Source organism: Pseudomonas avellanae BPIC 631 (assembly GCF_000444135.1).
GTDB lineage: Bacteria > Pseudomonadota > Gammaproteobacteria > Pseudomonadales > Pseudomonadaceae > Aquipseudomonas > Aquipseudomonas avellanae.
In genome coordinates, this window is sequence record NZ_ATDK01000057.1 from 1 (window position 1) to 26,904 (window position 26,904).

23 protein-coding genes and 2 pseudogenes are annotated in these 26,904 nt (G+C 58.8%); 13 read left to right on the forward strand and 12 right to left on the reverse strand.

From position 1 onward, the window contains the following. Positions 1 to 285: 285 nt before the first annotated feature. Both DW49_RS0104390 and DW49_RS0104395 read right to left on the reverse strand, forming a co-directional pair. Positions 286 to 993 carry a cellulase family glycosylhydrolase gene (locus tag DW49_RS0104390; RefSeq protein ID WP_024420445.1) on the reverse strand — a complete coding sequence of 236 codons (708 nt, stop codon included), beginning with the start codon at positions 991 to 993 and terminating at the stop codon, positions 286 to 288. Between the two features lie 205 nt (positions 994 to 1,198). After that, on the reverse strand, positions 1,199 to 1,423 hold the full coding sequence (locus tag DW49_RS0104395) for a hypothetical protein (protein WP_024420446.1): 225 nt from the start codon (positions 1,421 to 1,423) through the stop codon (positions 1,199 to 1,201). A 238-nt stretch (positions 1,424 to 1,661) separates the two neighbouring features. Between DW49_RS0104395 and DW49_RS0104400 the strand changes: the two genes are divergently transcribed. Then, positions 1,662 to 1,991 carry a DUF2790 domain-containing protein gene (locus DW49_RS0104400; protein ID WP_005618889.1) on the forward strand — a complete coding sequence of 110 codons (330 nt, stop codon included), beginning with the start codon at positions 1,662 to 1,664 and terminating at the stop codon, positions 1,989 to 1,991. A 196-nt stretch (positions 1,992 to 2,187) separates the two neighbouring features. Here the strand turns inward: DW49_RS0104400 and DW49_RS0104405 are convergent, their stop codons facing one another. The 4 genes from DW49_RS0104405 to DW49_RS0104420 all read right to left on the reverse strand — a co-directional run bounded on the left by DW49_RS0104405 (position 2,188) and on the right by DW49_RS0104420 (position 6,706). Then, entirely contained in the window at positions 2,188 to 3,144 is a 957-nt protein-coding gene (locus DW49_RS0104405; RefSeq protein WP_005618882.1) for a D-2-hydroxyacid dehydrogenase family protein, read from the reverse strand. A gap of 35 nt (positions 3,145 to 3,179) precedes the next feature. Beyond that, the gene (locus DW49_RS0104410; protein WP_005618881.1) at positions 3,180 to 3,833 is read right to left on the reverse strand and encodes a DUF1345 domain-containing protein; all 654 of its coding nucleotides are present in this window, start codon (positions 3,831 to 3,833) and stop codon (positions 3,180 to 3,182) included. A gap of 143 nt (positions 3,834 to 3,976) precedes the next feature. Beyond that, positions 3,977 to 5,329: a glucarate dehydratase gene (gene gudD, locus DW49_RS0104415; RefSeq protein WP_005618880.1), complete on the reverse strand. Its 1,353-nt coding sequence runs from the start codon at positions 5,327 to 5,329 to the stop codon at positions 3,977 to 3,979. A 51-nt stretch (positions 5,330 to 5,380) separates the two neighbouring features. Continuing rightward, complete coding sequence (locus DW49_RS0104420; protein WP_005618879.1) at positions 5,381 to 6,706, reverse strand: MFS transporter; 1,326 nt, start codon at positions 6,704 to 6,706, stop codon at positions 5,381 to 5,383. 469 nt (positions 6,707 to 7,175) lie between these two features. On the opposite strand from DW49_RS0104420, the gene DW49_RS0104425 reads away from it, so the two are divergent. Then, on the forward strand, positions 7,176 to 7,889 hold the full coding sequence (locus tag DW49_RS0104425) for a FadR/GntR family transcriptional regulator (protein WP_005738198.1): 714 nt from the start codon (positions 7,176 to 7,178) through the stop codon (positions 7,887 to 7,889). Positions 7,890 to 7,909: 20 nt separating this feature from the next. On the opposite strand, the pseudogene DW49_RS01000000128035 reads toward DW49_RS0104425, so the two are convergent. Then, positions 7,910 to 8,973, reverse strand: a pseudogene (locus tag DW49_RS01000000128035) (alpha/beta hydrolase). Positions 8,974 to 9,201: 228 nt separating this feature from the next. On the opposite strand from DW49_RS01000000128035, the gene DW49_RS0104435 reads away from it, so the two are divergent. From DW49_RS0104435 to DW49_RS0104450, 4 genes are all read left to right on the forward strand, one after another. Next, complete coding sequence (locus DW49_RS0104435; RefSeq protein WP_005618876.1) at positions 9,202 to 10,293, forward strand: sugar diacid recognition domain-containing protein; 1,092 nt, start codon at positions 9,202 to 9,204, stop codon at positions 10,291 to 10,293. Between the two features lie 110 nt (positions 10,294 to 10,403). After that, the gene (locus tag DW49_RS0104440; RefSeq protein WP_005618875.1) at positions 10,404 to 11,543 is read left to right on the forward strand and encodes a glycerate kinase; all 1,140 of its coding nucleotides are present in this window, start codon (positions 10,404 to 10,406) and stop codon (positions 11,541 to 11,543) included. Positions 11,544 to 11,723: 180 nt separating this feature from the next. Further along, complete coding sequence (locus DW49_RS1000000134510) at positions 11,724 to 13,349, forward strand: methyl-accepting chemotaxis protein (RefSeq protein WP_005618874.1); 1,626 nt, start codon at positions 11,724 to 11,726, stop codon at positions 13,347 to 13,349. A gap of 122 nt (positions 13,350 to 13,471) precedes the next feature. Continuing rightward, the gene (locus DW49_RS0104450) at positions 13,472 to 14,716 is read left to right on the forward strand and encodes a D-mannose isomerase (RefSeq protein WP_005618873.1); all 1,245 of its coding nucleotides are present in this window, start codon (positions 13,472 to 13,474) and stop codon (positions 14,714 to 14,716) included. Between the two features lie 27 nt (positions 14,717 to 14,743). On the opposite strand, the gene DW49_RS0104455 is transcribed toward DW49_RS0104450, so the two are convergent. Continuing rightward, a complete protein-coding gene (locus tag DW49_RS0104455) occupies positions 14,744 to 15,829 on the reverse strand; it encodes an AbrB family transcriptional regulator (RefSeq protein WP_005618872.1) in 1,086 nt (361 codons plus the stop codon). Positions 15,830 to 15,935: 106 nt separating this feature from the next. On the opposite strand from DW49_RS0104455, the gene DW49_RS0104460 reads away from it, so the two are divergent. After that, entirely contained in the window at positions 15,936 to 16,838 is a 903-nt protein-coding gene (locus DW49_RS0104460; protein WP_005618871.1) for a LysR family transcriptional regulator, read from the forward strand. 324 nt (positions 16,839 to 17,162) lie between these two features. On the opposite strand, the gene DW49_RS0104465 is transcribed toward DW49_RS0104460, so the two are convergent. Next, positions 17,163 to 17,675 carry a nucleoside 2-deoxyribosyltransferase gene (locus tag DW49_RS0104465; protein ID WP_005618870.1) on the reverse strand — a complete coding sequence of 171 codons (513 nt, stop codon included), beginning with the start codon at positions 17,673 to 17,675 and terminating at the stop codon, positions 17,163 to 17,165. A gap of 131 nt (positions 17,676 to 17,806) precedes the next feature. Between DW49_RS0104465 and DW49_RS0104470 the strand changes: the two genes are divergently transcribed. Then, entirely contained in the window at positions 17,807 to 19,546 is a 1,740-nt protein-coding gene (locus DW49_RS0104470; RefSeq protein WP_005618865.1) for a VRR-NUC domain-containing protein, read from the forward strand. Here the strand turns inward: DW49_RS0104470 and DW49_RS0104475 are convergent. Together DW49_RS0104475 and DW49_RS0104480 are read right to left on the reverse strand one after the other, a co-directional pair. Then, positions 19,522 to 19,812: a hypothetical protein gene (locus DW49_RS0104475; RefSeq protein WP_005618863.1), complete on the reverse strand. Its 291-nt coding sequence runs from the start codon at positions 19,810 to 19,812 to the stop codon at positions 19,522 to 19,524. The two genes, DW49_RS0104470 and DW49_RS0104475, sit on opposite strands and share 25 nt — an antisense overlap. 141 nt (positions 19,813 to 19,953) lie before the next feature. Further along, entirely contained in the window at positions 19,954 to 20,241 is a 288-nt protein-coding gene (locus DW49_RS0104480) for a hypothetical protein (protein WP_005738211.1), read from the reverse strand. A 519-nt stretch (positions 20,242 to 20,760) separates the two neighbouring features. Here DW49_RS0104480 and pstS point away from each other — a divergent pair. The 4 genes from pstS (at position 20,761) to pstB (ending at position 24,523) form a co-directional block, all read left to right on the forward strand. After that, positions 20,761 to 21,786 carry a phosphate ABC transporter substrate-binding protein PstS gene (pstS, locus tag DW49_RS0104485; RefSeq protein WP_005618861.1) on the forward strand — a complete coding sequence of 342 codons (1,026 nt, stop codon included), beginning with the start codon at positions 20,761 to 20,763 and terminating at the stop codon, positions 21,784 to 21,786. Positions 21,787 to 21,867: 81 nt separating this feature from the next. Further along, on the forward strand, positions 21,868 to 22,863 hold the full coding sequence (pstC, locus tag DW49_RS0104490; RefSeq protein WP_005618860.1) for a phosphate ABC transporter permease subunit PstC: 996 nt from the start codon (positions 21,868 to 21,870) through the stop codon (positions 22,861 to 22,863). After that, positions 22,860 to 23,744, forward strand: a complete 885-nt coding sequence (gene pstA, locus DW49_RS0104495; protein ID WP_005618859.1) for a phosphate ABC transporter permease PstA — start codon at positions 22,860 to 22,862, stop codon at positions 23,742 to 23,744. The genes pstC and pstA overlap by 4 nt, the downstream gene beginning before the upstream one ends. Further along, positions 23,744 to 24,523: a phosphate ABC transporter ATP-binding protein PstB gene (pstB, locus tag DW49_RS0104500; protein WP_002553918.1), complete on the forward strand. Its 780-nt coding sequence runs from the start codon at positions 23,744 to 23,746 to the stop codon at positions 24,521 to 24,523. Before pstA ends, pstB begins: the two co-directional genes overlap by 1 nt. Here the strand turns inward: pstB and DW49_RS01000000128040 are convergent. After that, a pseudogene (locus DW49_RS01000000128040) lies at positions 24,524 to 25,454 on the reverse strand (LysR family transcriptional regulator). A gap of 234 nt (positions 25,455 to 25,688) precedes the next feature. On the opposite strand from DW49_RS01000000128040, the gene DW49_RS0104510 reads away from it, so the two are divergent. Next, entirely contained in the window at positions 25,689 to 26,687 is a 999-nt protein-coding gene (locus DW49_RS0104510) for an alpha/beta fold hydrolase (protein ID WP_024420462.1), read from the forward strand. Positions 26,688 to 26,904: the final 217 nt, after the last annotated feature.

Genomic DNA, 26,904 nt, shown 5'->3' on the forward strand with positions numbered 1-26,904 from the left:
TACAGATGCCCTATCGAAATGATGACGGAAATGATGTCCAAGCATCATGAGAGTCCATCCCTAACTCAATAGCCGGGTGTTGCACTCAGCCTCTGAAACCGCCCTTCTTCTTAGAGGGCGGCGGTCATCGACGCTCACCAAGGGTTTGCTATCTGGATCGTTGGATTTTCAATTCTGGCGTCGGGTCGCCTCACGATGTGCTGGCTCCTGACAAGAATCGGGAGCACAGCATCACGCTTCAATGGCGGGCCTGGAACATGAAGTCCATGGGTTACTTATGTAGGGTCAGTATTGATCTGACTTTGAAAACCCGACATGGTGGCGAAGTTTGCCATCCTGGAACTGATCCTTCCACGGCAATATGTCCGCACCCGCCGCTTTCAGTGCGGCAAGATTATCCCGCACGGCTTTAGTGGCGCCGTCTCTTTCTTCAAATTTGTCGCCTCCCAGCCAGTTGGCATTGCCCACTTCGCCAATCTGAGGTTTATAGCCTGCATTTTGAAGTGCCTCGATCTCACTGCCCAAGCGGGCAGAGGCGTTTACATCACTGGCATATTCATGAATGCTGCCAATCAGGCCAGGGTTGCCTTTACCGTTGGCGGCTTTTAATTGATCGGCGTATTTCACCAGGCCGCTCTCGGGGCCTGCGGTCAAACCACCTCCCCAGTTACTGTCTTCAACAACGATGCTTCCCTTATAGTCGGCACTGCGTGCCGATTTGATCAACGTACTTTCCATGTCAGCCCAGTCCTGGGTGGCTGATGTACCACCTTCATTGAAGGTGTCCAGTACGAAGCTGGAGTGACCGCCGAATGTTTTGACCACATTGCTGATATCGGTCGAGGCCTCCTTCAACTTGTCGCCCTTCAATACGCTTCCGCCACCACCGTTCGCATTGTCACGAAATGTAAACTGAACTTTTACGCCAACGGATGGCTGCCAGTGAGGCCCAATCTTGAAGAGGCGAAGATAACGCGAAGATGACGGCTGCATTACAAATCTGAAAGAAGCGCGTGTCACGCCAGTCGCGGGATTTAGATCGGAAAAAGAAAGTCAGATCAATATGCCAGTTGGATATTGTATTTTAAAGATATATAAAAAAGCGCCCCGAAGGACGCTTTAATGTTCGCCTCAAACCAAGATTCCGGAAAACTACCAAAGGCGAAAAGGGCAGCTGCTTGTTGCAGGCCAAAAGGGGTTAGCCTTCGGATTTAGCGGAAGTCTCAGACCTGGAGTTTTCGTCCGAGTTTACATACTGCTCGTTCTGCCGGGTGCTCTGAGCCTCCCGGAAACGCTGCTCCTGCGCCATGCGCATCTTGTCGGCAGCCGTGCTGGCGAATTCGTTACCGTCGTCGGCAAAGGCACTTGTAAAGGACAGGGCGGCTACTGCAAAGACCATCGATTTAATCAGTTTCATCGTCATTTTCTCTTCTCTATTTAATGTTTGGATCCTGTTTACGCTGTACGTTTTTCAGGAATGAGCCAAGTTTATGATCGGGTAACTAACAGGAAGGTGAGCGCAGCATGACAAATTCGTCATAAAGGAAAAAGTGTATAAAAAACAGGTAATCTCCAAACTCACAAGCCGTAATGGTCGGCACTCTTCACGTTAAGCGTGGAGCGTTAATTCAGTCAATATTCAAACAACGGAGTCACCCAACATGCGTACCGCCCGATCCTTACTGCTCGCTCTGGCCATTCTTTCTCCCCTGAGCGCTTTCGCTTACACCACAGACGAAGGCAAGGCAGAAACCTTGATCAAAGATCACCAGGCCGCCGTGCAGAAGTACGCCACCACCCATAAAAAGGCGATGCCTGCGATCGAAGAATACAAGTACGGTATGAAGCTGGACGTTGCCAAAGTGATCCGCAAGTCGCCGGACCTGAAGACCTGCAGCGTCATGCCTAAGCTGATGACTTACCAGAACTCCAAGGGCGACCTGAAGACTGTTCAGTACCAAGTGCTCAGTGGTTGCCGTAACAGCCAGTGATTCCAGACCTGCCAGGAGGCGCCGCCTCGCTTCACCCCAACCGTCAGCCCGGACAGTCGTCCGGGCTGATTTTTTGTGCGTGAGAATCGTGAGCGTCATCCCTTTTTCAAGGCTTTTTGCAACGCGCGCACGTTGAGAGATTGACCTACTTCACTTCGCTGCTGACTGTCCTTGAGCGGGGCAGCGACGGCAACCCTCACCCAAACACCCGAATCGGCGACCCCGCATGCCAGGCCTGAATATCTTCAATCATCTGCCCGTAAAAAGTCCGGTAGTTGTTCTCTGTGACATAGCCGATATGGGGCGTTGCCAGAACGTTGTCCAGCGTGCGGAACGGGTGATCGGCGGGCAGCGGTTCGATGTCGAACACGTCCAGTGCGGCGCCGGCGATGTGGCGTTGTTGCAGGGCTTTTATGAGCGCAGCCTGATCGATGATCGGGCCGCGGGACGAGTTGATCAGATAAGCGCTGGGTTTCATCCAGCCCAGCGCTTCTGTGTCAACCAGCCCTCGGCTGCGGTCGCTGAGCACCAGGTGCACTGACAGCACGTCGGCTTGCTCGAACAGTTGCTGTTTGCTGACGTAGGTGACGCCCGATTCGGCGGCGGCTTCAGCGGTCAGGTTTTGGCTCCAGGCGATAACGTTCATGCCGAACGCCTGCCCGTAACGGGCGATCCATTTGCCGATGCTGCCCAGGCCGAGAATGCCCAGGGTCTTGCCATGCAGGTCGCTGCCCAGCCCGACCTGCCAGTTGCCTGCGCGCAGTGAGTTGGCCTCGGCCACCAGGTTGCGGGTGATGCCCATGATCAGCGCCCAGGTCAGTTCCGGTGCTGCGTTTTTGTAGCTTTCAGTGCCGCACACAACAATGCCCTGACGCTTGGCAGCCGCTGTATCGATGGCCGCGTTGCGCATGCCGCCCGTCACCAGCAAACGCAGGTTTGGCAACTGGCTGAGCAGCGCGTCATCGAACAATGTTCGCTCGCGCATCACGCAGAGTACGTCGAAGCCCTGCAGGCGCTGGACCATGGCCGTGGTGTCGGCGGGGTAGTCGTGCAGAAAGCTGATATCACCTACCGAGTCGAGGGCCGACCAGTCGACCACGCCGCTGGCGACGTTCTGCCAGTCATCGAGCACTGCGATTTTCAATGGGGTCATGGTCTGCGGTCCTCTTGATGGGCGGGCTGAAAAGGCTAGTTGAACAGGCTGGCGGCAATGTTGATCGAAAAACCCAGAATGGCGGTGTTGAAGACAAAGCAGATCAACGACTGGCCCAGCACGACCTTGCGCATTTCACGGGTTGCTACGCCCACGTCGGAGGTCTGTACCGCCACGCTGAGGGTGAATGAGAAGTACAGAAAGTCCCAGTAGTCCGGATGTTTTTCGCCGCCGACGAAGGCCAGTGCCGGTTCCTTGCCGTTCCAGGTGTAGAACATGCGTGCGTAATGCAGGCTGAAGATCACTCCGATCATTAACCATGAGCCGATGACGGTCAGGCCGGTGAAGGCGTGATGGAGCATTTTGGCGTCGCTGGACAGGCCCTTGCTGCCAGCGACCTCGAAAATGATGGCGGCCAGGCTGGCCAGTGCTGCGACGCACACCGTGACAAGGATGACGCCGGCGTTCTCATCTTCCATCAGTGCGACTCGCCGGACATCGTCGGCATTGCTGCGCAGTGTGCGGACGAAGATCAGAATCAGATAAAGCCACACGCCTATGTCCCAGCCCGTCAGCAGGCTTTGCGTGAGTGTTGCGTGGGGGATGAGCCAGGCCCAGGCAATGCCTGCGGTCAGGCCAACCAGGGCTGCGAGAGTCAGGCGAGGGCGGGTGTGGGCAAGATGGCGCATGCGGTCTAGTCGTTACTGGGTGTTGCGAGACAGTAGCATGCCAATTCCGCATGCCAAGCCGGATTTGAAAAAAACGGCGCGCAAGGGGGTTGCGCGCCGTGTGCCAGCATTGTGGCCAGTCAATTAATGAGTGAACGTCAGGCTCAGCGCACCAGGCAAGGCTGCTTGTTGTTGAATTTCCAGTCCGGGATCAGAAACTGCATCGCTGCGGCGTCGTTACGCGCGCCCAGCCCCATGCCTTTATAGAGTTCGTGAGCCTTGGCCAGCTGGTCCGTGTCCAGTTCGACCCCCAGTCCCGGTTTTTTCGGTACGGCGACCTTGCCACCGATGATTTGCAGCGGGGCCTTGGTCAGGCGCTGACCGTCCTGCCAGATCCAGTGGGTATCGATCGCCGTAATGTTGCCCGGCGCTGCGGCGGCAACGTGGGTGAACATCGCCAGCGAAATATCGAAGTGGTTGTTGGAATGCGAGCCCCAGGTCAGGCCCCACTCATTGCACATCTGTGCCACGCGCACCGAACCCTGCATCGTCCAGAAGTGCGGGTCGGCCAGCGGAATGTCCACCGATTGCAACTGAATGGCATGGCCCATTTCACGCCAGTCGGTGGCGATCATGTTGGTGGCAGTCTTCAAGCCGGTAGCGCGGCGGAATTCAGCCATGACTTCGCGTCCGGAGAAGCCGTTTTCCGCACCGCACGGGTCTTCGGCATACGCCAGCACGTGATGCTGATCGCGGCACAGGCGGATGGCTTCCTTGAGCGACCAGGCACCGTTGGGGTCCAGCGTGATGCGCGCCTCGGGAAAGCGCTCGGCCAGTGCGGTGACGGCTTCGATCTCCTCGTCGCCGCTCAACACGCCGCCCTTGAGTTTGAAGTCCTGAAAGCCGTAACGCTGCTGCGCGGCTTCGGCCAGACGCACCACGGCTTGCGGGGTCAGCGCTTCTTCATGGCGGACGCGGAACCAGTCGTTGTCGGCCTCGGGTTCGCTGCGGTAGGCCAGGTCGGTCTTGCGCTGGTCGCCGACGTAAAACAGGTAGCCGAGCATCTCGACCTGATCGCGTTGCTGACCTTCACCGAGCAAGGCGGCAACCGGCACGTCCAGGTGCTGGCCGAGCAGATCAAGCAGCGCAGCCTCCAGTGCGGTTACTGCGTGAATGGCGATGCGCAGGTCGAAGGTTTGCAGGCCTCGGCCGCCCGAATCGCGATCGGCGAAGGCTTTGCGTGCCTCATTGAGGATCTTCTGGTACGTGCCGATGCTGCTGCCGACCACCAGTGAGCGTGCGTCTTCGAGGGTCTGACGAATCAGCTCGCCGCCAGGCACTTCGCCGACGCCGACATGCCCGGCGTTGTCTTTGAGGATGACGATGTTACGCGTGAAATAAGGGCCGTGCGCGCCGCTGAGATTGAGCAGCATGTCGTCGTGGCCGGCCACCGGCACAACCTGCATGTCGGTGATCACAGGGGCCTTGCTGGTGATGCTGGAGTGCTGAATATTCATGACTGATCCTGTAAAAAGTGTGGCCTGTAAAGGAATGGCTGCACAGGTGAATCAATGGGTGGCCTGGGGCTGGATAGCGGCCACCGGCGTCGCGCCCGCCTTGGGGGTGTTGCGCGCGGCGAAGACGGTGATTGCCGCGATGATCGATGTTGCGGTCAGGCCATACAGCCCGCCCTGGATCGAGCCGGTGTGCTCTTCCAGCAAGCCGAAGGTGGTTGGCGCAACAAAGCCGCCGAGGTTGCCCACCGAGTTGATCAGCGCAATGACCGCAGCGGCGATACGTGCATCCAGATACGCCTGCGGAATAGGCCAGAACAGCGACGAAGCGGACTTGAAACCCAGCGCCGCAAAGCAGATGGCAACGAAGGCGAAGATCGGGCTGCCGGTGGTGGACATGAACATCCCGGCAGAGGCAATCAGCAGGGCAATCGCTACCCAGGCCTGCTGGCGCTTCCATTTGGCGGACAGTGTGGCGAAGACATACATGCCGATGATCGACAGCAGCCACGGAATCGAGTTGAACATGCCGACTTCAAAGTCAGTCATGTTGCCCATCTTCCTGATGATGCTCGGTAGCCAGAAGGTCGCTGCGTAGATGGTCAGCTGAATGAAGAAATAGATCAGACAGAACAGGATGATCTGGCTGTCCTTGAGCAGTTTGCCGATGGAGGCCTTGACCGGTGTCGCCGCTTCGCGGGCAGCCTGTTCGGCATCGATGGCGTTGACCAGCGCGTCCTGTTCTTCGCGGGTCAGCCATTTGGCATCGTGGGGCCTGGAGTCCAGCCAGAACCAGACGAAGAAGCACAGCCCGACCGAAAACATGCCTTCGATGAAGTACATCCACTGCCAGCCTTTCAGACCGAAACCGGTAATTTGCAGCAACAGACCGGACAGCGGGCCGGAGATCAGCGAAGCGATGGCCGAGCCGCTGAGGAAGATAGCAATCGCCTTGCCGCGCTCAACGCCGGGCAGCCAGCGGGTGAAGTAGTAGATCACGCCCGGAAAGAAACCCGCTTCGGCCACACCGAGCAGAAAACGCAGGATGTAGAAGTGTGTTTCGTTCTGGATGAAGGCCATGCAGGCGGCGACGATGCCCCAGGTGAGCATGATTCGCGTCAGCCAGATACGCGCCCCGACTTTCTGCAGCAGGATGTTGGAGGGGACTTCAAACAGCGCGTAACCGATGAAGAACAGTCCGGCACCCAGCCCATAGGCGGCAGCGCCGATACCGAGGTCGTGCTCCATGTGCGAGCGCACGAAGCCGATGTTCACCCGGTCGATGTAGTTGACGATAAACATGATGACGAAAAGCGACAGGACGTGACGTTTGACCTTCGAGACGGCTGAACTCAGAACCGAATCTGTGCCGTCGGCCATCCTGGAATTGGATGTGCTCACAGTTGAATCTCCCACTCGTTGTTTTTATGCGGGTATGTGCGAAGTGTGTTCCTCGCATTGTCGGTCATCATACAAGTAAAAGGCGTTTGCGCAATCCCCCGTTACGCCTCGTTTTAAACATTTTCTGAGGTGCGTCGGCCAGTAAAACGCTTCGATCAAGGTCGGCAAGATAATGTTGATAGACGGTTTAAGGCCTTTGAATACGGGGTTTTTTGGATTTTTAGATCAGCCAGGGGGGAGTTTGACGGTCACTATTCGATCCAAAACGGCGGCTGTTGAAGCTGTGGGTCAAGAAATAATTTTTTTGACAGCGCTGAGCAGCTTGTAATACAAGTCAGACAACTGCGCAGGCCTGTGAAAATCGGCCTTTGCGTGCATCCACCGGCAGGCGTCCGCCAGTAAGGGCGTGATAAAGCTGCACAACCAGACAAGTCAGGACTCACTCGCCATGCAGGAATCCACCAGCGCAGCCCCCAAACGCCGTCAGCACAGCCTTGCCACAGATCTGGTGACCGAACTGAGCCAACGCATTCTGCTCGGCAAGATCGCGCCGGGGCAGAAGCTGCCGTCCGAGAACCAGATTGTGCGTGAACACGGCGTCAGTCGTACCGTGGTGCGCGAGGCGATTTCCAAGTTGCAGGCGTCCGGGCTGGTGGTGACCCACCACGGTATCGGCACATTTGTGCTGGAACGCGGCGACCAGACAGGCCTGCGTCTCAAGGTTGAAACCGTGTCACGGGTGCGCGATATCATCGAGCTGCGCATCGGCCTGGAAACCCAGGCCGTGGCCCTGGCTGCGGTGCGTCGCACCGATGAACAACTGGCGGCCATGCGTCAGGCGCTGGATGATTACCAGGACCTGCTGGCCAATGACGACAGCTGTGTCGAGGCTGACAAGCGCTTCCACATGCTGATCGCCGAGGCCACCGGCAACCCGTATTTCATGGAAATCATGCAGCATCTGGGCAGCGCGATCATCCCGCGCAGCCGCATTGCGTCCAGCGAGCGTGCTGGCAACAACCTCGCGCATCAGGGCTATCTGGCCAATCTGGAACACGAAGCATTGCTCAGCGCCATTCGCCGCAAAGACCCGGACGCCGCCCGTGCGGCGATGTGGACGCACCTTAGCAACAGCCGTGAGCGACTGGTACCGCTTGAGTAAACCGTCCCGCTCTATTGCGCTTAGTTTAATACGCCGAGCATCACCTGGGTCTGCCACTCGAAGTAGGGGTTGAAGGTCAGGCGGGCGTGGATTTTGCCCGGCTCGTTGTAGCCCCAGTCCCAGTACCACACCGGCCCGTCAGCCATGCATCTCGCGGTGTCCGATGTGCTCTGGCCGTTCCAGCAGATTCGTTGGCTGCCCGCCACGCCGTAAAGCGGATTGTCCGGTGCGAACAGGATGCCCATGTGCGAAAAGCGGCTGATCCGGTAGTCCGGCAAATAGTCCGTGCGCACCTCGACTCGAGGCCTGTCAGCGGTGTTGCCGGGGAGGTCGCCGTACCAGATCAGCCGACTGGCCGGGTGGCTGAAGCGCTGGTTGAAATTGTTCAGCACGTACTCGGTATCCAGCACCGAGTCGTGTTCGGCGATGGCGATGAACACTGGTTTTTCATAGCGGCGCTGATGCAGTCGGTCCTGCGCCAGCGCGCTGCTGCGATAGAACTGGGCAAAGCCGTTGGTGGGCATGTTCATGTAGCGCAGCGGCGTCTGCATCGGGCGCAACCCGTCGTTGGGTGCGGCGAGCCAAGGCTTGGCCCAGCCGATCCACGGTGTCAGCCAGGCGTAGCCGCTATTGGAACGAAACGCCGGCGAGAACAGCACCAGCCCGGCGATCTCGTCATGCTCATAGGCATAGTCGAGGACCAGATTGGCGCCCGTCGAGAAGCCGCCCAGGTACACCTTCGGCACCTCGCGGCTGAACAGTTGCGCTTGTTCGCGCACCACCTGTTGCCACTGTTCAAGGCGCACATCGAGCATGTCTTGCGGTTTGGTGCCGTGCCCTGGCAGCAGCACGGTACGCACCAGATAACCCTGATATCATGAAACGACCACGGTGAATCGCCGAGCCCGTGCACCAGCAGCACGCCGCCTTTCGGTGTGCCGGTCGGGGTCCATTGGCGCGGGGCGTTCCAGCCCAGTTCGGTGGCGTGGTCGTCGGTCTGGAAAGTGCGTTGGTTGCGGATCAGCTCGACCGTCCGTTGCCGGTAGTCTTCAAAACTTTTGTTCGGTGTCTGGTTTTCAGCCATTGAAGTGCAGGCTTGCAAGGTCAATAGCGACAGCACACTGGCGAGTCGGGATCTGATCAAGTTCAGGGGGCCTCTTGCAGATGGCGGTTCAACGTTTCAAAGCAGGCACTCTGCCACGCACATCGCACGCTGTACCACTTTCAGGCACACTCGGACGCTCTATAACTTCAACAAAATGTATCCACATGCCCAACCATTGCAAGCCTTGCCCCGCGTCGGGAGCCTTTCATGTTCGCCCTTGATCGAGCGCTGGCTCAGGACATCGTCGACCGGGCGATGGCCATTCTGCCTTATAACGTCAATGTCATGGATTACCTGGGCATCATTATCGGCAGCGGCGATCCAGAGCGTTTGTGCACCCGTCATGAGGGGGCGCAACGGGTGTTGGCCAATGGTCAGGTGGTCGAGATCGATTCGCTGGCGGCGTTGCGCCTGGGCGTTGTCAAACCGGGCGTCAACCTGCCCTTGATGCTCGACCATCAATTGGTGGGCGTGCTCGGCATCACCGGCGAGCCGGACGAGGTTCGGGTCTATGGCGAACTGGTGAAGATGACGGCTGAAATGCTCATGGAGCAGCGTCGTCAGCAAGCCGACCTGCAATGGCGCGCGCAACGCAGTGAAGACCTGCTGGCTCGGCTGCTGTTGGCTGATTGCCCCGAAAGTCTGGTGGACGAAGCGCGGCAGTTGGGCCTGCAGCCGCACTTGCCGCGTCAGGCGGTGCTTATCCAGCTGGACGCACAAGGGGCGTTCGCCAGTCAGATTGCAGCCTGGCTTGGCTCGCGTTACGCCGACAGCTGGTGCGTGCTGCGTGAGCCCACGTTGCTGTACTGGTGCCGCACGGTGGGCAAGGAACGTGACGACGGCGTGCTGCTCAGGCAATTGGATGAGCACGGCTGGCCAGTCCTGCGCATGGCCACAGTGGGTCAATCTCCGGATTTGCCCACACTGCGCAATGCCTGCGCGGCGGCGCGCGATCTGCTGGACTACGCCACTCAGGCCAGGCCGGGGCAACGCATTCTGCGTCTGGAGGCGCACCGTCTGCCGGTGCTGTTCTGGCGCTACCGCCATGACTGGCTGGCCGAAGAAGTGGCCGAGCCGATTGGCCGTTTGCACAATCATGCGCAACTGCTCGACACCCTCTGCAAATGGTTCGAGTACAGCGGCGAAAGCCAGGCCTGCGCCGAGGCCCTTGGCATTCATCGCAACAGCCTGCGCTACCGGCTGGAGAAAATAGCCGAACTGACGGGCTGCGATCCCTACAAGACCGATGATCTGCTGCGCCTGTATCTGGGCGCGCAGATGATCACTCGTCATGAATAAAACGGGCTTTTGGTCAAATGCCCGATTGCCGGCGCTGATCATTGTGCGCAGGGCAGGCGGCGAAACCGGGCCGGGATGAGAACATTCGGTATCGGATATGGAGAACAACAATGAAAATAGTCATCGCCCCCGACTCGTTCAAAGACTGCCTCAGCGCCCAGGCGGTGGCCGACGCCATCGCCAGCGGCCTGGCCGAAGTCTGGCCGCACGCAGAATTGATCAAATGCCCGATGGCTGACGGCGGGGAGGGCACCATCGAGGCACTGCTGGCGGCCTGCAACGGTGAACTGATGAGTGCCAGGGTCAATGGCCCGCTGGGGCAGCCGATCGAAGCACAGTGGGGATGGCTGGCAGAAAGCCGGACCGCAATCATTGAAATGGCCATGGCCAGTGGCCTGCAATTACTGACCCTTGAACAGCGCGATGCCTGTGTCACCAGCACCGCAGGCACCGGGCAGTTGATTCTTGCGGCGCTGGACGCCGGAGCCCAGCGCATCACTCTGGCAATCGGTGGCAGCGCAACCAATGACGGCGGCAGCGGTATGCTCGCGGCATTGGGCGCACGCTTTCTCGATGCCGACCACCAGCCGTTGCCGTCCGGCGGCCTGGCGCTTGCGGATCTGGCCCGCATCGACTTGAGCGGTTTCGATCCACGCTTGTCCGACGTGCGCGTCGAAATTGCCGCTGACGTCGATAATCCGTTGTGCGGGCCGAACGGCGCTTCGCACATCTTCGGCCCGCAGAAAGGTGCGTCGCCCGAGCAGGTGATCGCGCTGGACGCGGCGCTGGGGCGTTTCGCCGATCACTCGGCGGATATCCTCGGTCTGGACCAGCGCAACAGTCCCGGCAGCGGCGCGGCAGGCGGAATGGGTTTCGCTGCCAAAGCCTATCTGAATGCTTCGTTTCGCCCCGGCGTCGAGGTGGTTGCCGACCTGACCGGGCTGGAGCAGGCGTTGATCGGTGCCGACCTGGTGATTACCGGCGAAGGACGTTTCGACGCGCAAACCCTGCGTGGCAAGACGCCTCTGGGTGTGGCGCGGGTTGCGCAGCGCCAGCGCGTGCCGGTGATTGTGCTGGCCGGCACGCTGGGCGAAGGTTACGAACAGCTTTACCAGCACGGCATCAGCGCAGCCTTCGCGCTCACCAGCGGGCCAATGAGCCTCGAACAGGCGTGTCGCGATACCCGTCGTTTGCTGCATGACCGCGCGCGGGATGTGGCGCGGGTCTGGCAACTGGCGGCTGGTCACTGAGCGCACCCCTGGGATGCAGCGCCTGAACAGGGCGATTCGGCAAGCGCGCGTGGTTTGTCGAGTAAAAACCTAAATAATTGCTGACCGCTCTCAAGAATTGTAGGACATGGACGATACGCTGGCGGTTGTCTGACAACTTCCCGTCAGACACTGCCCTCCAAATACAAAAGAGCTCTGGCCATGAACTTACGCAAACTCACTATCGCTCGTCGTGCCGGTCTGGGTTTTACCCTTATTTCCCTGTTGGTCGCGCTGCTCGGCTGGTTCGCGCTGGCGCAGATGTCGACCATTCGCCAGAGCGAAGTGGCCGTCGAAACCAATTGGCTGCCAAGCATGCGGGTGGTCAACGATATCCGTGAAATCATGCTGCGCATTCGGACCATCTCCCTGCGCATGGCACTGGACACCGACCCTGCGAGTATTCCGACCTATCGCGGGCAACTGGACGTGCGTCTGGGCGACCTGAACAAGAAGCTGGACACCCTCAAGACCTTCGTCGACACCCCTGAAGAAAAGACCCTGAATGATCAGTTTCTGGTGACCATGGGCCAATACCGCACAGCGCTGGATCGCTCTTTCGTGCTGGCAGGCCAGGGCGACAGTGCCGGGCTGAACAAGCTGCTGCTGATCGACATGAAGCAGATCGTCGACGGCTCCGGTAAACAGCTCAATGACCTGGCCGATTTCTACGTCACCAAGGTCGATGCAGAAGGAAAGTCGGCCGAGGCCCAGTACGACAAATCGCGCAATATCGTGATTATCTTCGTGGTCCTCGCTGCGCTGTGCACCATTGGCTTGGCATTGTGGCTGACCCGCAGTATCGTCAGCCCGTTGCAGCGCGCAGTGACCGCCGCCGAGCAGGTTGCCGCAGGTGATCTGACCCACAGCATTGAGGTCGACGGCGAAGATGAAGTCACTCGCCTGTTGCGCGCCCTGGCATTGATGCAGGGTAACTTGCGTGACGCCATGCGTCATATCGGCAGTTCGGCCACGCAACTGGCCTCGGCCGCCACTGAACTCAACTCGGTCACCGAGGACAGCTATCGCGGGCTCAACCAGCAGAACGCCGAGATCGATCAGGCAGCCACTGCCATCAATGAAATGACTTCGGCGGTAGAAGAGGTGGCACGCAACGCGGTGTCCACCTCGGATGCTTCCAGCCAGTCCAGCAATTCCGCGCAGGCGGGCCAGACGCGAGTGATCGAGACCGTGCAGTCGATCGAGATACTGACCGATAACGTGCAGGCCACTTCAACGCTGGTGCAAAACCTGGCCAATCAGTCGCAGGACATTGGCAAGGTGCTGGATGTGATTCGTTCGATTGCCGAGCAGACCAATCTGCTGGCGCTCAACGCGGCGATCGAAGCGGCGCGGGCCGGTGAGTCGGGGCGTGGCTTTGCGGTGGTGGCCGATGAAGTGCGGGCACTGGCGCATCGCACCCAGCAGTCAACGCTGGAAATCGACTCGATGGTCAATGCCATGCGCAGCGGTTCTGCCCAGGCGCTGGAATCGATGAACATCAGCCGCGAGCGCGCCAGTTCAACCCTGTCGCTGGCCAAGGGCGCAGGCGAATCGCTGAGTGAAATTACCTCGTCGATCAATCAGATTTCCGAGCGTAATCTGGTGATTGCCAGCGCGGCTGAAGAGCAGGCGCAGGTGTCGCGTGAAGTTGACCGCAACATCGTCAATATTCGTGATCTGTCCATGCAATCGACCCAGGGTGCCAACCAGATCAGCGCATCAAGCCATGAGCTGTCGCGTCTGGCAGCAGACCTGAACCAGGTGGTCTTACGCTTCAAGGTGTAGAACCCTACATTGATACAGGTTGTGTCCGCTTGCCGACGAACGACCGGGCGCGCATTATGCCCTCGGTCAAACGACCTCCGGTACAGTCGGCACAACCTTATCGAAGGGGGCGGCATCGCGTCATGGACAATAATAATCACACTTTCAGCAGTTGGCTGCGCTCGCCAGCCCATCATCAATGGCTGGCGCTTGAAGGCAACCGCCTGCTGGCCTTCGCCAAGGCATCCAGGCTGGAAAACGGCTTTGGCAGTCTTGACGACTACGGACGTCTGATGGTCGGCGCCACGGCCGAAACCATGAACACTGCACGCATGACTCACTGTTTTGCCATGGCCCATGCGCAAGGCATACCCGGCTGCGCCGCGCTGGTCGATCACGGGGTCGCCGCACTCAGCGGCCCGCTGCGCGATGCCGAGCACGACGGCTGGTTCAGCGCCGCGCTTGAAGACGGCGGCAAGACCGACAAGCAGGCCTACTTGCACGCGTTCGTCGCGCTGGCCGCCAGCTCTGCGGTGGTGGCGGGCCGCCCTGGCGCTCAGGCACTGCTCTCCGACGCCATTCAGGTCATCCAGACGCATTTCTGGAGCGAGCAGGAGGGCGCCATGCGCGAGTCGTTCGCGCAGGACTGGAGCCATGAAGAAGCCTATCGCGGTGCCAACAGCAACATGCACAGCACCGAAGCCTTTCTCGCGCTGGCCGACGTGACCGGCGATGCACAATGGCTCGACCGGGCGTTGAGCATTGTCGAGCGGGTAATCCATCAGCAGGCCGGGGCGAACAACTTTCAGGTCATCGAGCACTTCACTCAGGGCTGGCAACCGCTGCCTGACTACAACCATGACAACCCGGCCGCCGGCTTCCGGCCTTTCGGCACCACGCCGGGGCATGCATTCGAGTGGGCAAGGCTGGTGTTGCATCTCGAGACGGCGCGTCGTCACGCCGGGCGTTCCAGTCCCGACTGGCTGCTCGACGATGCCCGTCAGCTGTTCGCCAATGCCTGCCGCTACGGCTGGGACGTGGACGGCGCACCAGGCATCGTCTACACCCTCGACTGGGAGAACAAACCGGTGGTTCGCCATCGTCTGCACTGGGTTCACTGCGAAGCCGCTGCGGCTGCCGCTGCGTTGTTGCAACGTACCGGCGAGCAACAATATGAAGACTGGTATCGCTGTTTCTGGGAGTTCAACGAAACCCTGTTCATCGATCAGGAACACGGCAGCTGGCGTCATGAACTGAACGAGCGTAACCAGCCCAGTGCGGACATCTGGCCGGGCAAACCGGACCTGTACCACGCTTATCAGGCAACGTTGTTGCCGGTCCTGCCGCTTGCGCCCAGCCTGGCCAGTGCTTTGGCGGGGCTGGAGTGATCATCAGGTAGCCTGGGCGTTCGAGTCTTACAGCGCAGGGATGCGCTTGTCAGTCAGACGAATGATCTGCCGTGCCAGAAAGCTGCCGGTCAGGATCACACCGAACAAGCGCAAGGTCTGCATGGCCAGCACGAAGCCGACGTCGGCATTCGTATCAATGGCGATAATTGCCATCGTGTCCAGGCCACCCGGACTGGTTGCCAGGTACACCGACAGATAATCCTTGTTCATCATCACCGCAATCAGCCAGGCCGAGAGCGCGCACAGCACGATCAGCAGCAGTGACGCGAGAATCATCATCGGCAGGCGTCTCCAGACGTATTGCACGGTCGGCCGGTCGAAGCGCAGCCCGACGTAGCAACCGATAGCGCCGTAACCGATGGGCAGCAGCCAGTCCGGAATGGTGATCTGCATCAGGCCGCTCAATTGCAGCGCGCCGCCCAGCATCAAAGGCACCAGCAAGGCACCCGCCGGCAAGCGCGAACCCAGCACCACCCCGGTCACAATGACGGCAAGGCTCAGGCCGAGGTCAGCCAGGTTGAGGTCCTGCAGAACCGACGCGCCGCTGTGCAAATCCGCAGCAGGCGATGCGCCGATCAGATGACTCACCAGTGCGCCGATGGTCACGACACAGACCACCCGCACGTACTGCATGGTGGCGACGATTCGTGAGTCGGCCCCGTAATCTTCGGACATGGCGACCATTGCCGATGCCGCACCTGGCGACGTGCCCCACGCCGCTGTGTTGCTGGGTATACCGGCAAAACGCACTAGCACCAGCCCGACCACTGCGCTGAGCACCACCGTCAAAACCGTGGCCAGTAGCATGACGTGCCAGGAGTGCAGGGCAGTGAGCAGCACACTGACCGACATGGCATGGGCAATCAATACGCCAACCGTGCCCTGGCCCAGTTGAAAGACTCTCTTGTGCATGCGGATGGTGGCGCCCGACACACCGAAGCCGATGGCAACCAGCATTGGGCCAAGGAACATCGCAGCGGGCATATTGAACAGTTTGAGCAGTTGACCGGCAGTTCCGGCCATCAGAATCAGCCCTGCCCATTGGGCCAGCGGGGTGAGGGTGGATATCGAGAAGCGTGGAGCCTGAGACAAGGACGTTCTCCTTGGTCGGTGTGAATTACAGGTGGCCATTATCGACAGCGTAATCAATCAAGTCTATTTTCTAATAGTCATGAATTGATAACTTTGGTTGATAGATATGGACCTGCGTGATCTCACCTATTTCGAAACCATCGCCGAGCTGGGCCACCTCGGGCGAGCAGCGGAAAAGCTCAACCGCAGTCAGCCTGCGCTGACCAAAAGCATCCAGCGCCTGGAAGAATCGTTCGGCACGCGTCTGTTTCAGCGTGACGGTCGCCGAATCAAACTGACGCCGGTGGGCGAGTTGCTGCAGGCGCGCGGCAAGGAATTGCAGCAAAGCATTGCGCAGACGCAGCGCGAAGTGAGGGATTTTGCCAGCGGCATGGTGGGCAACATTCGTGTCGGCTGCGCTGCGACGATGGCGGAATACCTCATGCCGAAACTGACCTCGGCCCTGTTGCAGCGTACCCCGGACGTCACCTTCAAGCTGGTCATAGGCCAGGACGACCTGCTGCGCGAGTCCCTGCGTTCAGGGCAACTGGACATGATCATCTGTGCCCTGGCTCCCGACAGCGACGACGTCACCAGCTTTGCCGTGCTCAAGGATGAAGCGGTAGTGATTGCCAGCAAGCACCACCCGATCTTCAAGACACCCTTGCAGATGAGCGACCTGTGCGCGTACCGCTGGGTATTGCCGCCAGTCAGCGTGTCGTCACGCAAATGGCTGGATACAACCTTCGCCGCGCACGGCCTGCCGCTGCCGACCGTACAGATTGAGGCCAACTCCATCTCGCTGCTGCCGGGGTTGATAGCGCAGAGCAACCTGCTCAGCTTCATCGCCCGCGAGTCACTGGAATTCGGCAAGACCATGCAACACCTGCGCGAAGTACCACTGGAACAAACCACGCTGAAACGCACCATCGGCGTCACCCTGCGCAAAGGCGGCTACCTGTCGCCCGCCGCAGAAGGCATGTTGCAAATGCTGCGCGACAACGGCGGGGACTTTCTGGGCTGGGGGTGAAGCGCAGCGATTGATGGCGCCTAATTGATTCTCGTGCCATGTCGCTCTGCGTCAAGGCGTGAAATTTGTGCTGCAACACAACGGCATGCCTTGCTCATAGTTACGGCGCATTAACAAAGGCGCTTTTTTACCGCGATATCACTGACGACGCAGAGTGCGACGTAAGTGACAGGGCGAAGGAACCCGACGAAGTCGGGCCGGAAACGGAGCCAGGGGGTTTGCCTACTTTGGCCCCATCAAAGTAGGTCGCCGAGGGGCGAAAAGGTGGCATGAACCGTAAACAAACATCACTGACATCGCAGAACCGCTGTGTGACGCGCCGCCTCACAGATCTGCGCCGCGCCGCTCACTCAAATACTTCGCCAGCGCCTCAGCCCCAAGCTCCACCGTCGAACTGGTTCCCGCCCAACTGCAGGCAAGCATCAGATTGCGCGGCAATTCAAAGTCCTCAATCGTAAAGCCATTCCGGTCCAGGCCGTTGCCGTCATGAGCGACCAGTTCGCGCAGCGAAGCCACCGGCTCAAAGTACACCCAAACCGGCTTGTTCAACGCCACAGCCATACCCACTTCAAACGCAGTGCCTGAATCCGGTTCCAGGCCGCGAAACACATTCAGATTGGCCAGCACCGCAGAACAGCGCTGAATCATCGCGACATTCATCGCATAAATCTGCCGCGCAGTTTTATGCGGCGTTTGCCCCAGCGTCACCTCATTGTCGAACGGATACAGCCCTTCGAGCCCATGCGCCGTGCACAACGCCTTGAGATAGCGACCGTACTCGATCGCATCTGATCGAAACACGTCGAACCCTGCCAGATAAACCAATGGCGCTTGCATACCCGACTCTTTGCTGCGGACGATATCCCGCCCATACTACGGCTGACGGGTTGGCAACGATACGCGCCATTGATCGGCCGACAGGCAAACAAAGGGTTTTCCGCTGGAATCTGTACGGATAACCAGTATCCTTGGCGGGTCTGTTTATATGCTGTGTGGCGCTGGCCTTGACTACTTCACCTCTCGACAACCCGTTTTATTACCTGGAAAACTTCCGCCAGGTGCTCGGCTGGATCGCGCAGCGTTACGACGACCTGCTCGATGCGTCCGAGCGCCGCTTTATCACCGAGTTCGCCGGCCTGCCAGTGCCGGCCCAAGGCCTGCTGGTACGCATGGTGATGCGCAAAGGCGTGATGTTTCGGGCCAGTAAACTGAGTTATGCAGAGATCGGTGACCCTCACCAGGCCGTGTTGCCGCTTTTGCAACAGGATTGGGTCGACACCAGCCCGCCATTGGGCCTGAGCGAGCTATTCCAGTTGCTGCGCCGCGACGAGCTGAGCCAGTGCTTCAAGGCCCACGCCGTCAAAGGTCCGGAACGCAAGCATGAATGGCTGGAGCGCCTGCAGCCGTTGTATGAAACAGCGCAGCCGCTTCAACAATGGCACCCGTTGCTGCCTGACGCGGTGTTCGGCCTGAAGATAATGCCGCTCTGTGATCGCCTGCGATTGCTGTATTTCGGCAACCTGTATCAGGAATGGTCGGAATTCGTTCTGGCTGATCTGGGTATCTACCGGTACGAAAAAGTCGAGTTCTCCGCCGACTCACGCGGTATCAATCAGCGCGACGACATCGACGTCTGCCTGCAACTGCACGCCTGCCGGGAAGCACTGGAAACCTGCGTCGAGTTGCATGCGCTGGCCGAGCGCGCCATCGCCATCGAATGCAGTAACCCGTGGCTGAACATGCGCCGCGCCAAACTGTTGTACCGCATCGGGCAACAGGCCGAGCGCTTGCAGGACTGGCCGCTGGCCTTGTCGGTGTACCGTCAGTCCAACTATCCGGGGGCGCGCTCGCGGCAAATTCGCGTGCTGGAACGCAATGCCGAATACGCCGAGGCGATGGCGCTGGTGGAGCAGGCCTGTCTTGCGCCGGAGAGCGACGCAGAGGTTCAGCATCTGTCACGGATCACGCCACGCCTGCAACGCAAGCTCGGCCTGACCGCAGCGCGTCGGCGGGCTGCGCGGGTTGTTTCGCGGCTTGATGTTCAGGTAACGCCGTCCCCCGGAACCAGCGTCGAGCGTCTGATACGGCTGCACCTTGAAGAACAGCAGGGCGGGGAAGTGCATTACGTAGAGAACACGCTGATCAATTCGCTGTTTGGCCTGTTGTGCTGGCGGGCGATTTTCGCGCCCTTGCCGGGTGCGTTCTTTCATCCGTTTCACAGCGCCCCCAGTGACCTTTACAGCCCGGATTTTTACCAACGCCGGGCAGCGCTGTTCGATGAGTGCCTGCTGCAACTGGAATCGAATGATTATCTGCTAACCATCCGCGAGCATTTCCAAAGCAAGTCAGGCCTGCAATCACCTTTTGTATTCTGGGGATCACTGACACCACAGCTAGTGGAACAGGCGCTGCATTGCCTGCCAGCCGACCATCTGCGTCTGTGGTTTCGGCGTCTGCTGCAGGACATTAAGGCCAATCGCACAGGAATGCCCGACCTGATCCAGTTTTTCCCGGAGCAGCGCGGTTACCGAATGATTGAGGTGAAGGGGCCAGGTGATCGCCTCCAGGACAACCAACTGCGCTGGCTGGACTTCTGTGCCGAGCATGGCATGCCGGTAGAGGTGTGTTACGTGCAATGGGCCGTTGAGGACCCTGCCAGTGAGACAGAACACTCGCCAGGCCTTTATGGCGCTTTGTGTTCGTCCTGACCTTTGTCATGCGGGTGTTTCGGATCGTGAGTCTGGTCAGTAGAAGCACCGTTCTTGCCGGGTAGCGGGTCCATGCCTTTGGTGCCAGGGCTTGTGCCTGGTGCGCCTGTGCTGGTGCCGTCAACGTTCTTCTCTGCACCAGTACCCGGTACTTTCGGGCTGCCGCTGTCTGGATTCGTCGGGCCAGTCGAACCTGCCAGCGCGCTGGCGCTGGCAAGTGCCAGCAGCGTTACGAGGCCTAATGCACCCAGTCTGTTCCTGATCATGATGATTTCTCCATCCGCGCAGTGAGTACATCTATTGAGCGTTCATTACCGCTTAAGAAATGCTTCGTCCGGCGTGCGCTCGGGGCTTGGAGCCCTGAACACATGCCAGGCAAAACTGTTCGACGTCGAAACTACCTGACGTTATTTGACTTCGGATTTCTGGGTTGCACCATTGTTGTCGTGAGTGCCATGAGCTGCTTTGTCGTGGGCGGCCTTGTCAGCGGCAGCCTTTTTGCTGTCCGTCTGGGCGCCTGGCGTGCTCGACGCATTGCGATCAGTCGGCTCGGTAGTGGTGCCTGGCAGCTTGGTTGCATTTTTGTTGATCGGCGCAGCAGGCAAGTTGTTAGTCGTTGTGTCAGCGAAAGCGACACCTGAAGCAACAGCCATCAGGCCGGCCAGGGTGAGGGCAGTCAGTTTGGTCTTGATCATGATGTTTACTCCGTTATTTTAAATGACCCACATTGGTCCTTGGCCAGTGGCCATAGGTGCCCTTGAAGCCGACGAACGGTACCTCAAGCGGCGATCTGTTTGATACCGGTTTTCCCAGCGAGGCCAGCGCGCGAATCGGTCCTTGTCGCTCATGTGCAGAGACATAATCACGCGAGACGAGTCCGTTTTTTAGCTGATTTAGCTATAACGTGACAGGTAAGTCATTCGCAGCGATTATTAAAATGCACACTTTCTTACATTTTTATAACGTAGGTGGCTTTCGGCCATCACCTGATTGATGGCAGAACGCTATTGAGCACGTTGCGCCGTCATTGCCCCGCAAACATTGAGCGATATCGGTTTTATCAACCCTGTTGACGCAAAAAAACAGCTCCAAAAAAGTTCCCGATCCTACACGATTCGTTTGATTGTCATTAAACAGCAACATTTCAGGTTTTAAATCCGCCTCAGGCCTCCTTAGCTGGGCCACCACACAATCTCCTGGACTGAGGTATTACCGTGATACTGCTGACTAAAAAACGCTTGTCGCTTCTGATCGCTTCGCTGTGCCTCAGCGGTGTGGCCCACGCGACTGACGTAACCGGCGCTGGTTCGAGTTTCGTTTTCCCGGTTATTTCGGCGTGGTCCCAGGACTACAGCAAGAGCAACGAATCCAAAAATCGCATCAACTACCAGTCCATCGGTTCGGGCGGTAGTATCGCTCAGATCAAGGCGGCTACCGTTGACTTCGGCGCATCCGATGCTCCGATGTCCGCTGAAGACCTGCAAGCCGGTGGCTTGGGCCAGTTCCCTAGCGTGATCGGCGGTATCGTGCCGATCGTCAACGTCGAAGGCGTTGAAAGTGGTGAATTGAAACTGGACGGCGCATTGCTTGCCAAGGTATTCATGGGCGAAGTCAAGAAGTGGAATGACCCTGCAATCGTCGCTCTGAACCCAGGCGTCAAACTGCCGGAGACCGCGATCACTGTCGTTCACCGTTCGGACGGCTCGGGCACTACCTACAACTTCACCAACTACCTGAGCAAAGTCAGCCCGGAGTGGAACGAGAAGCTTAAGTTTGGTTCGACCGTGCAATGGCCTGCCGGTGTGGGCGGTAAAGGTAACGAAGGTGTTTCTGCCTACGTGAAACAGATCAAGGGTTCGATCGGCTACGTCGAGTACTCTTACGCGGTTACCAACAAGCTGTCCTACACCCAGTTGAAGAACGCCGCTGGCAAGTTCATCAAGCCCGACGCCAAGGCTTTCGCTGCCGCTGCCGACTCGGCCAAGTGGGAAGATGCCAAGGACTTCAACCTGATCATGACCAACGCTCCGGGTGACACTGCGTGGCCGATCACCGCGACCACCTGGATCATCATGTACAAGAAAGCCAAGAACGAAGAGAAAAGCGCCGCTGCGTTCGACTTCTTCAAATGGTCTCTGGAAAACGGCCAGCAACAGGCCGAGAAACTGGACTATGTCGCTTTGCCGAAGTCGCTGGTTACGAAAGTGGAAGCGTACTGGAAAACGGAATTCACCCAGTAAGTGATTCAACCCGTACCACCCCTGTCACCAGCCGCGATATCGGCCCGGTGACAGGGGCTTTTCCTTGCGAGTGGCCCCAACATGACTGAAAACCCCCAATACCTGTCCGCGAATGTCTCCGCTGGTGAGTCCGAGGGCGAGAAACGCGCCAAACGGGATCATCGTCATGACCTGTGGTTCAAGCGTTCATTGCAGGCCGCAGCGATGCTGGTGCTTGCTTTGCTGGGTTGTATCGCCCTGTCGACCCTGTGGGGCGGCAGTCTGGCATTTCAGACCTTCGGGTTTGAGTTTCTGACCAGTACCGAGTGGGACGTAAACGCCGGCAAGTTCGGCGCGCTGGTTCCGATCTACGGCACCCTGGTGACCTCTTTTCTGGCTTTGCTGATCGCCGTCCCGGTGAGTTTCGGCATTGCGATCTTTCTGACCGAAGTGGCTCCGCCCTGGTTGCGGATGCCGATTGCCTCTGCAATCGAATTGCTGGCAGGGATTCCTTCGATCATCTACGGCATGTGGGGGCTGTTCGTGTTCGGCCCGTTCATGGCTGAGCACCTGTCACCCTGGATCACCGAAAACCTCGGCGCACTGCCGCTGATCGGCCCGATGTTCCAAGGCCCGCCATTAGGCATCGGCATGCTGACCGCCGGTATCGTACTGGCGATCATGATTACCCCGTTCATTACCTCGGTCATGCAGGAAGTTTTCCGCACCGTGCCCGTTGCGCTCAAGGAGTCTGCTTACGCGCTGGGCGGCACCACCTGGGAAGTTGTCTGGGACATCGTGCTGCCTTACACCCGTTCGGCAGTGGTCGGTGGTGTGTTCCTCGGCCTGGGGCGCGCGCTGGGCGAAACCATGGCCGTGACCTTCGTACTGGGTAATGCCCACCAGTTCTCCGCATCGCTGATGATGCCGAGCAGTTCCATTGCCTCGGTCATCGCCAACGAGTTCAACGAGGCCTACACCGACTTGCACCGTTCGGCATTGATTGCACTGGGCTTTCTGTTGTTTGTCGTCACCTTCATCGTGCTGGCCCTTGCACGTCTGATGCTGTCGCGCCTTTCACGTAAGGAGGGGTTATGAGTAAGGACATGACGGGCAGCGAGCGCATTTACCGGGCTCGCAATTTCAAGAACAAGATCGCGATGGTGCTCAGCTGTGGCGCCACTGCGTTTGGCCTGTTGTGGCTGGTCTGGATCCTGCTGACCACCATCATCAAAGGCATCGATGCGCTCAACCTGCAGTTGTTTACTGGCATGACGCCACCGCCTGGCACTGAGGGTGGTCTGGCCAACGCGTTCTACGGCAGCGTTCTGATGTCCGGCATCGGCCTGCTGATCGGCACACCGATCGGCCTGATGGCCGGCATCTGGCTGGCCGAGTTTGCCCGCTACACCAAGTTGGGCAACACCGTGCGCTTCATCAACGACATTCTGCTGTCGGCACCGTCCATTGTCCTCGGCCTGTTCGTTTACACCGTTGTGGTGTTGCCGCTCAACGCGGTTACAGGCCATCAGGTGGGCTTTTCGGCACTGGCCGGTGCCTTGGCGCTGGCACTGTTGGTCATCCCTGTGGTTGTACGCACCACCGATGAAATGATGCAACTGCAACCCTCGACCATGCGTGAAGCTGCGCTGGCACTGGGTGTGCCGCAATGGAAGCTGACCCTGCAAATCGTTCTGCGCGCCGCCAAGGCGGGCGTGGTCACAGGTGTCCTGCTGGCGCTGGCACGTATCACCGGCGAAACCGCGCCGCTGCTGTTTACCGCTTTCGGCAACCAGTTCTGGAGCAGCGACCTGCTCAAACCAATCGCCAGTGTTCCGGTGGTGGTTTTCCAGTACGCAATGAGCCCGTTTGAAGACTGGCACTCCCTCGCATGGGCCGGTGCACTGGTCATGACGCTGTTCGTACTGATACTGAGTCTGCTGTCTCGCTTAATTCTTCTGCGCAATAGGGCGTCCTGATGAACAATCTTTCCCTGGCCAACGAAAAAACCAAGATCCAAGTGCGCGGTCTGGAGTTTTTCTACAACAACCAGAAGTCGTTGAAGTCCATCGACATGACCATTCCCGAGAAGCGCATCACTGCGATCATCGGCCCGTCGGGTTGCGGTAAATCGACCTTGCTGCGCGTGTTCAACCGTATCTACGCGATGTACCCGAAACAGGAAGCGCGCGGCGAAGTGCTGCTCAATGGCGAGAACATCCTGGCGCCGGGCTACTCGATGAACCGCCTGCGCAGTCATGTGGGCATGGTTTTCCAGAAGCCTGTGCCGTTCCCGATGTCGATCTACGACAACATTTCCTACGCCATCAAGCACCACGAAAAACTGTCGCGCCGCGAAATGGAAGATCGCGTCGAACAGGCACTGCGTGGCGCCGCATTGTGGGATGAGGTCAAGGACAAGCTCAAACAGAGCGCAACCGGTCTGTCCGGCGGTCAGCAGCAGCGTCTGTGTATCGCCCGCACCATCGCACTGCGCCCGCAGGTGTTGCTGCTGGATGAGCCGACTTCCGCACTCGACCCGATTTCGACCGGTCGTATCGAACAGCTGATCACCGAGCTCAAAGAGCAGTTCACCGTGATCATCGTGACCCACAACATGCAACAGGCGGCGCGCTGCTCGGACTACACGGCGTTCATGTTCATGGGCGAACTGATCGAGCATGGCGACACTGATACCATCTTCACCAAGCCCTCCAAGACCCAGACCGAAGACTACATCACCGGTCGTTTCGGCTGATCAACCGGCCAGGGCGGGCGCCTCCCGGCTCTCGCTCATGAATGTCTCGATCCTGCTGCGCAACCAGCGCTCGGCAGGGTCGCTGTCCATCACACTCAGCCATGTCATCGACAGGTCCAGGCCCGGCGTAGGGAAGGGCAGTGGCTCGTCATACAGCAGCCCCAGCGCACTCATGGCGCTTGCCGCGTAGTCGGACAACCCCGAAATCAGGTCAGTGCCGGCCATCAGCGCGGGCAGGGTGGCGAACTGTGGCACCGACAACACCACCTGGCGCTTGCGACCCAGCGCAGTCAGCCATTCATCCGCAAAACTGCCTGACACTCGCTACATGCGACACCACAACGTGCGGGCGCGAGCAGTATTCGTCTATGCTCATGGGGCCGGAAGGCTTGTCGGCGCGCACCAGGCGTGGTTGCACGTTGCGCAACGTCTTGCGCTTGGCATTGGCCGGCAGCTCGCGGGTCAGGCAGACACCGACGGTGATGTCGCCGGACATCAGCACCTCGGAAATATTCAGGTAATCGACGTGCTTGACCACAATCACCACCCCCGGCGCTTCCTCGCGGATGGCCTTGAGCATGGCTGGCAGCAAGCCGAATTCGACGTCATCGCTCAAGCCGATGCGGAAGGTCATCTTGCTGACCGAAGGCTCGAAATCGGTGGTCAGGCTCAGCGCCGTGGACATGGCGTCCAGCGCCGGCGTGAGGTGCTTGAGAATTTCGTGGGCACGAGCGGTAGGCTCCATGCGATGGCCAACCCGGATGAACAGCGGGTCATTGAGCAGGTTGCGCAGGCGGTTCAGGGCGGCGCTGATCGTGGGTTGGCCGAGGAACAGCTTTTCCGCTGCGCGGGTCACGTTACGTTCCTGCATCAAGGTCTCGAAGACGACCATCAGATTGATGTCGGCTTTGCGCAGCTCGTTTCGGTTCATTGCTATTCCTTGGCATCAGGCCCTGCGGCCCGTAACAGACGGCTCAGTCTAGGCAAGCGCTGCCGCAAGCGTCCAGCCTTTTGCCCTTTACGGAGGTGCCTGACGAAACGTCTGCTTACGGTTCGCCAGCAGGAAAAGGGCGAATCTGTTGTGGGAAACAGGGTCTACTTGCAGGTCTGCCGCCAGCGGTCCGGCGGTTCAAGTATTTGATTTCATTTACAGGAGGTGCCCCTTATGCGGGCTGCAAAGATTGCCGGTGTGTTGATGTCTCTGACGCTGTCAGCCACGGCGCTGGCCGAAACGCCCAGCTACGGTCAGCAACTGGAAGGCTTCGAATATCCTCATCCGCTCCTGAAATTCCCGTTCGAGTCGCAGGGCCAGTCTCTGGAAATGGGTTACATGGATGTCAAACCCACCGGCAAGGCCAATGGCCGCACTGCGGTGCTGATGCATGGCAAAAATTTCTGCGCCGCCACCTGGGAAGACACCATCAAGGGGTTGAGTGCTGCGGGCTACAGGGTTGTGGCACCCGACCAGATCGGCTTCTGCACCTCGACCAAACCCGAGCACTACCAGTACAGCTTCCAGCAACTGTCGATGAACACCCACGCGCTGCTCGAGAAACTGAACATCGACAAAGTCTCGGTTGTCGGCCATTCCACTGGCGGCATGCTGGCCACACGCTACGCACTGATGTACCCGAAACAGACCGAAAAACTGGTGATGGTCAACCCGATCGGGTTGGAGGACTGGAAAGCGCTTGGCGTGCCCTATCGCAGCATCGATCAGTGGTATGAGCGGGAACTGAAAACCACCGCCGAAGGCATTCGCGCCTACGAGCAGAAGACCTATTACGACGGCCGCTGGAAGCCCGAATATGACAAATGGGTCGATATGCTGGCCGGTCTGAACAAGGGGCCGGGTCACAAGATCGTGGCCTGGAACTCGGCGCTGATCTACGACATGATTTTCACCCAGCCGGTGTTTTACGAGTTTGCGAAGTTGCAGGTGCCGACCGTATTGATGATTGGCGATGCTGATACAACGGCTATCGGCAGCGACATCGCGCCGCCGGAGGTCAAGGCCAAAATCGGGCAGTACAAGGTGCTCGGCAAGCAGGTCGCGCAGATGATCCCGGGCGCCAGACTCGTCGAGTTCAAGGGCATGGGGCATGCTCCGCAGATGGAAGAGCCTGCGGGATTCAACACATCGCTGGTGTCTGAACTCAAGTAAGCCGCTGGCAACCACGCGACAACCTGATCTGTCAGTGATCGGGTTGTCGCTCAGACGTTAAACAAAGATTACGCAGATAGGCTATTGATTTTAATGATATGTTTCTGTTTTTTATGTTTTGTACTCATTTTCCCTAGGGTCTGTTCCCGTTTCACATTGGTAGCCACAGAAAAGCGCAGGCCATTGCTATGACGCTTTCATAGTTTCTCTTGAGTTT

Bases quoted from the DNA above. Each gene is read 5' to 3' on its own strand.
- DW49_RS0104410 (WP_005618881.1), bottom strand. From the start codon at position 3,833: ATGCGCCATCTTGCCCACACCCGCCCTCGCCTGACTCTCGCAGCCCTG.
- DW49_RS0104475 (WP_005618863.1), bottom strand. From the start codon at position 19,812: ATGATCAGGAACAGACTGGGTGCATTAGGCCTCGTAACGCTGCTGGCA.
- DW49_RS0104400 (WP_005618889.1), top strand. From the start codon at position 1,662: ATGCGTACCGCCCGATCCTTACTGCTCGCTCTGGCCATTCTTTCTCCC.
- DW49_RS1000000134510 (WP_005618874.1), top strand. From the start codon at position 11,724: ATGAACTTACGCAAACTCACTATCGCTCGTCGTGCCGGTCTGGGTTTT.
- DW49_RS0104425 (WP_005738198.1), top strand. From the start codon at position 7,176: ATGCAGGAATCCACCAGCGCAGCCCCCAAACGCCGTCAGCACAGCCTT.
- DW49_RS0104460 (WP_005618871.1), top strand. From the start codon at position 15,936: ATGGACCTGCGTGATCTCACCTATTTCGAAACCATCGCCGAGCTGGGC.
- DW49_RS0104510 (WP_024420462.1), top strand. From the start codon at position 25,689: ATGCGGGCTGCAAAGATTGCCGGTGTGTTGATGTCTCTGACGCTGTCA.
- DW49_RS0104390 (WP_024420445.1), bottom strand. From the start codon at position 993: ATGCAGCCGTCATCTTCGCGTTATCTTCGCCTCTTCAAGATTGGGCCT.
- gudD (WP_005618880.1), bottom strand. From the start codon at position 5,329: ATGAATATTCAGCACTCCAGCATCACCAGCAAGGCCCCTGTGATCACC.
- DW49_RS0104405 (WP_005618882.1), bottom strand. From the start codon at position 3,144: ATGACCCCATTGAAAATCGCAGTGCTCGATGACTGGCAGAACGTCGCC.
- pstA (WP_005618859.1), top strand. From the start codon at position 22,860: ATGAGTAAGGACATGACGGGCAGCGAGCGCATTTACCGGGCTCGCAAT.
- DW49_RS0104480 (WP_005738211.1), bottom strand. From the start codon at position 20,241: ATGATCAAGACCAAACTGACTGCCCTCACCCTGGCCGGCCTGATGGCT.
- DW49_RS0104465 (WP_005618870.1), bottom strand. From the start codon at position 17,675: ATGCAAGCGCCATTGGTTTATCTGGCAGGGTTCGACGTGTTTCGATCA.
- DW49_RS0104435 (WP_005618876.1), top strand. From the start codon at position 9,202: ATGTTCGCCCTTGATCGAGCGCTGGCTCAGGACATCGTCGACCGGGCG.
- DW49_RS0104420 (WP_005618879.1), bottom strand. From the start codon at position 6,706: ATGGCCGACGGCACAGATTCGGTTCTGAGTTCAGCCGTCTCGAAGGTC.
- pstB (WP_002553918.1), top strand. From the start codon at position 23,744: ATGAACAATCTTTCCCTGGCCAACGAAAAAACCAAGATCCAAGTGCGC.
- DW49_RS0104450 (WP_005618873.1), top strand. From the start codon at position 13,472: ATGGACAATAATAATCACACTTTCAGCAGTTGGCTGCGCTCGCCAGCC.
- pstC (WP_005618860.1), top strand. From the start codon at position 21,868: ATGACTGAAAACCCCCAATACCTGTCCGCGAATGTCTCCGCTGGTGAG.
- DW49_RS0104395 (WP_024420446.1), bottom strand. From the start codon at position 1,423: ATGACGATGAAACTGATTAAATCGATGGTCTTTGCAGTAGCCGCCCTG.
- DW49_RS0104440 (WP_005618875.1), top strand. From the start codon at position 10,404: ATGAAAATAGTCATCGCCCCCGACTCGTTCAAAGACTGCCTCAGCGCC.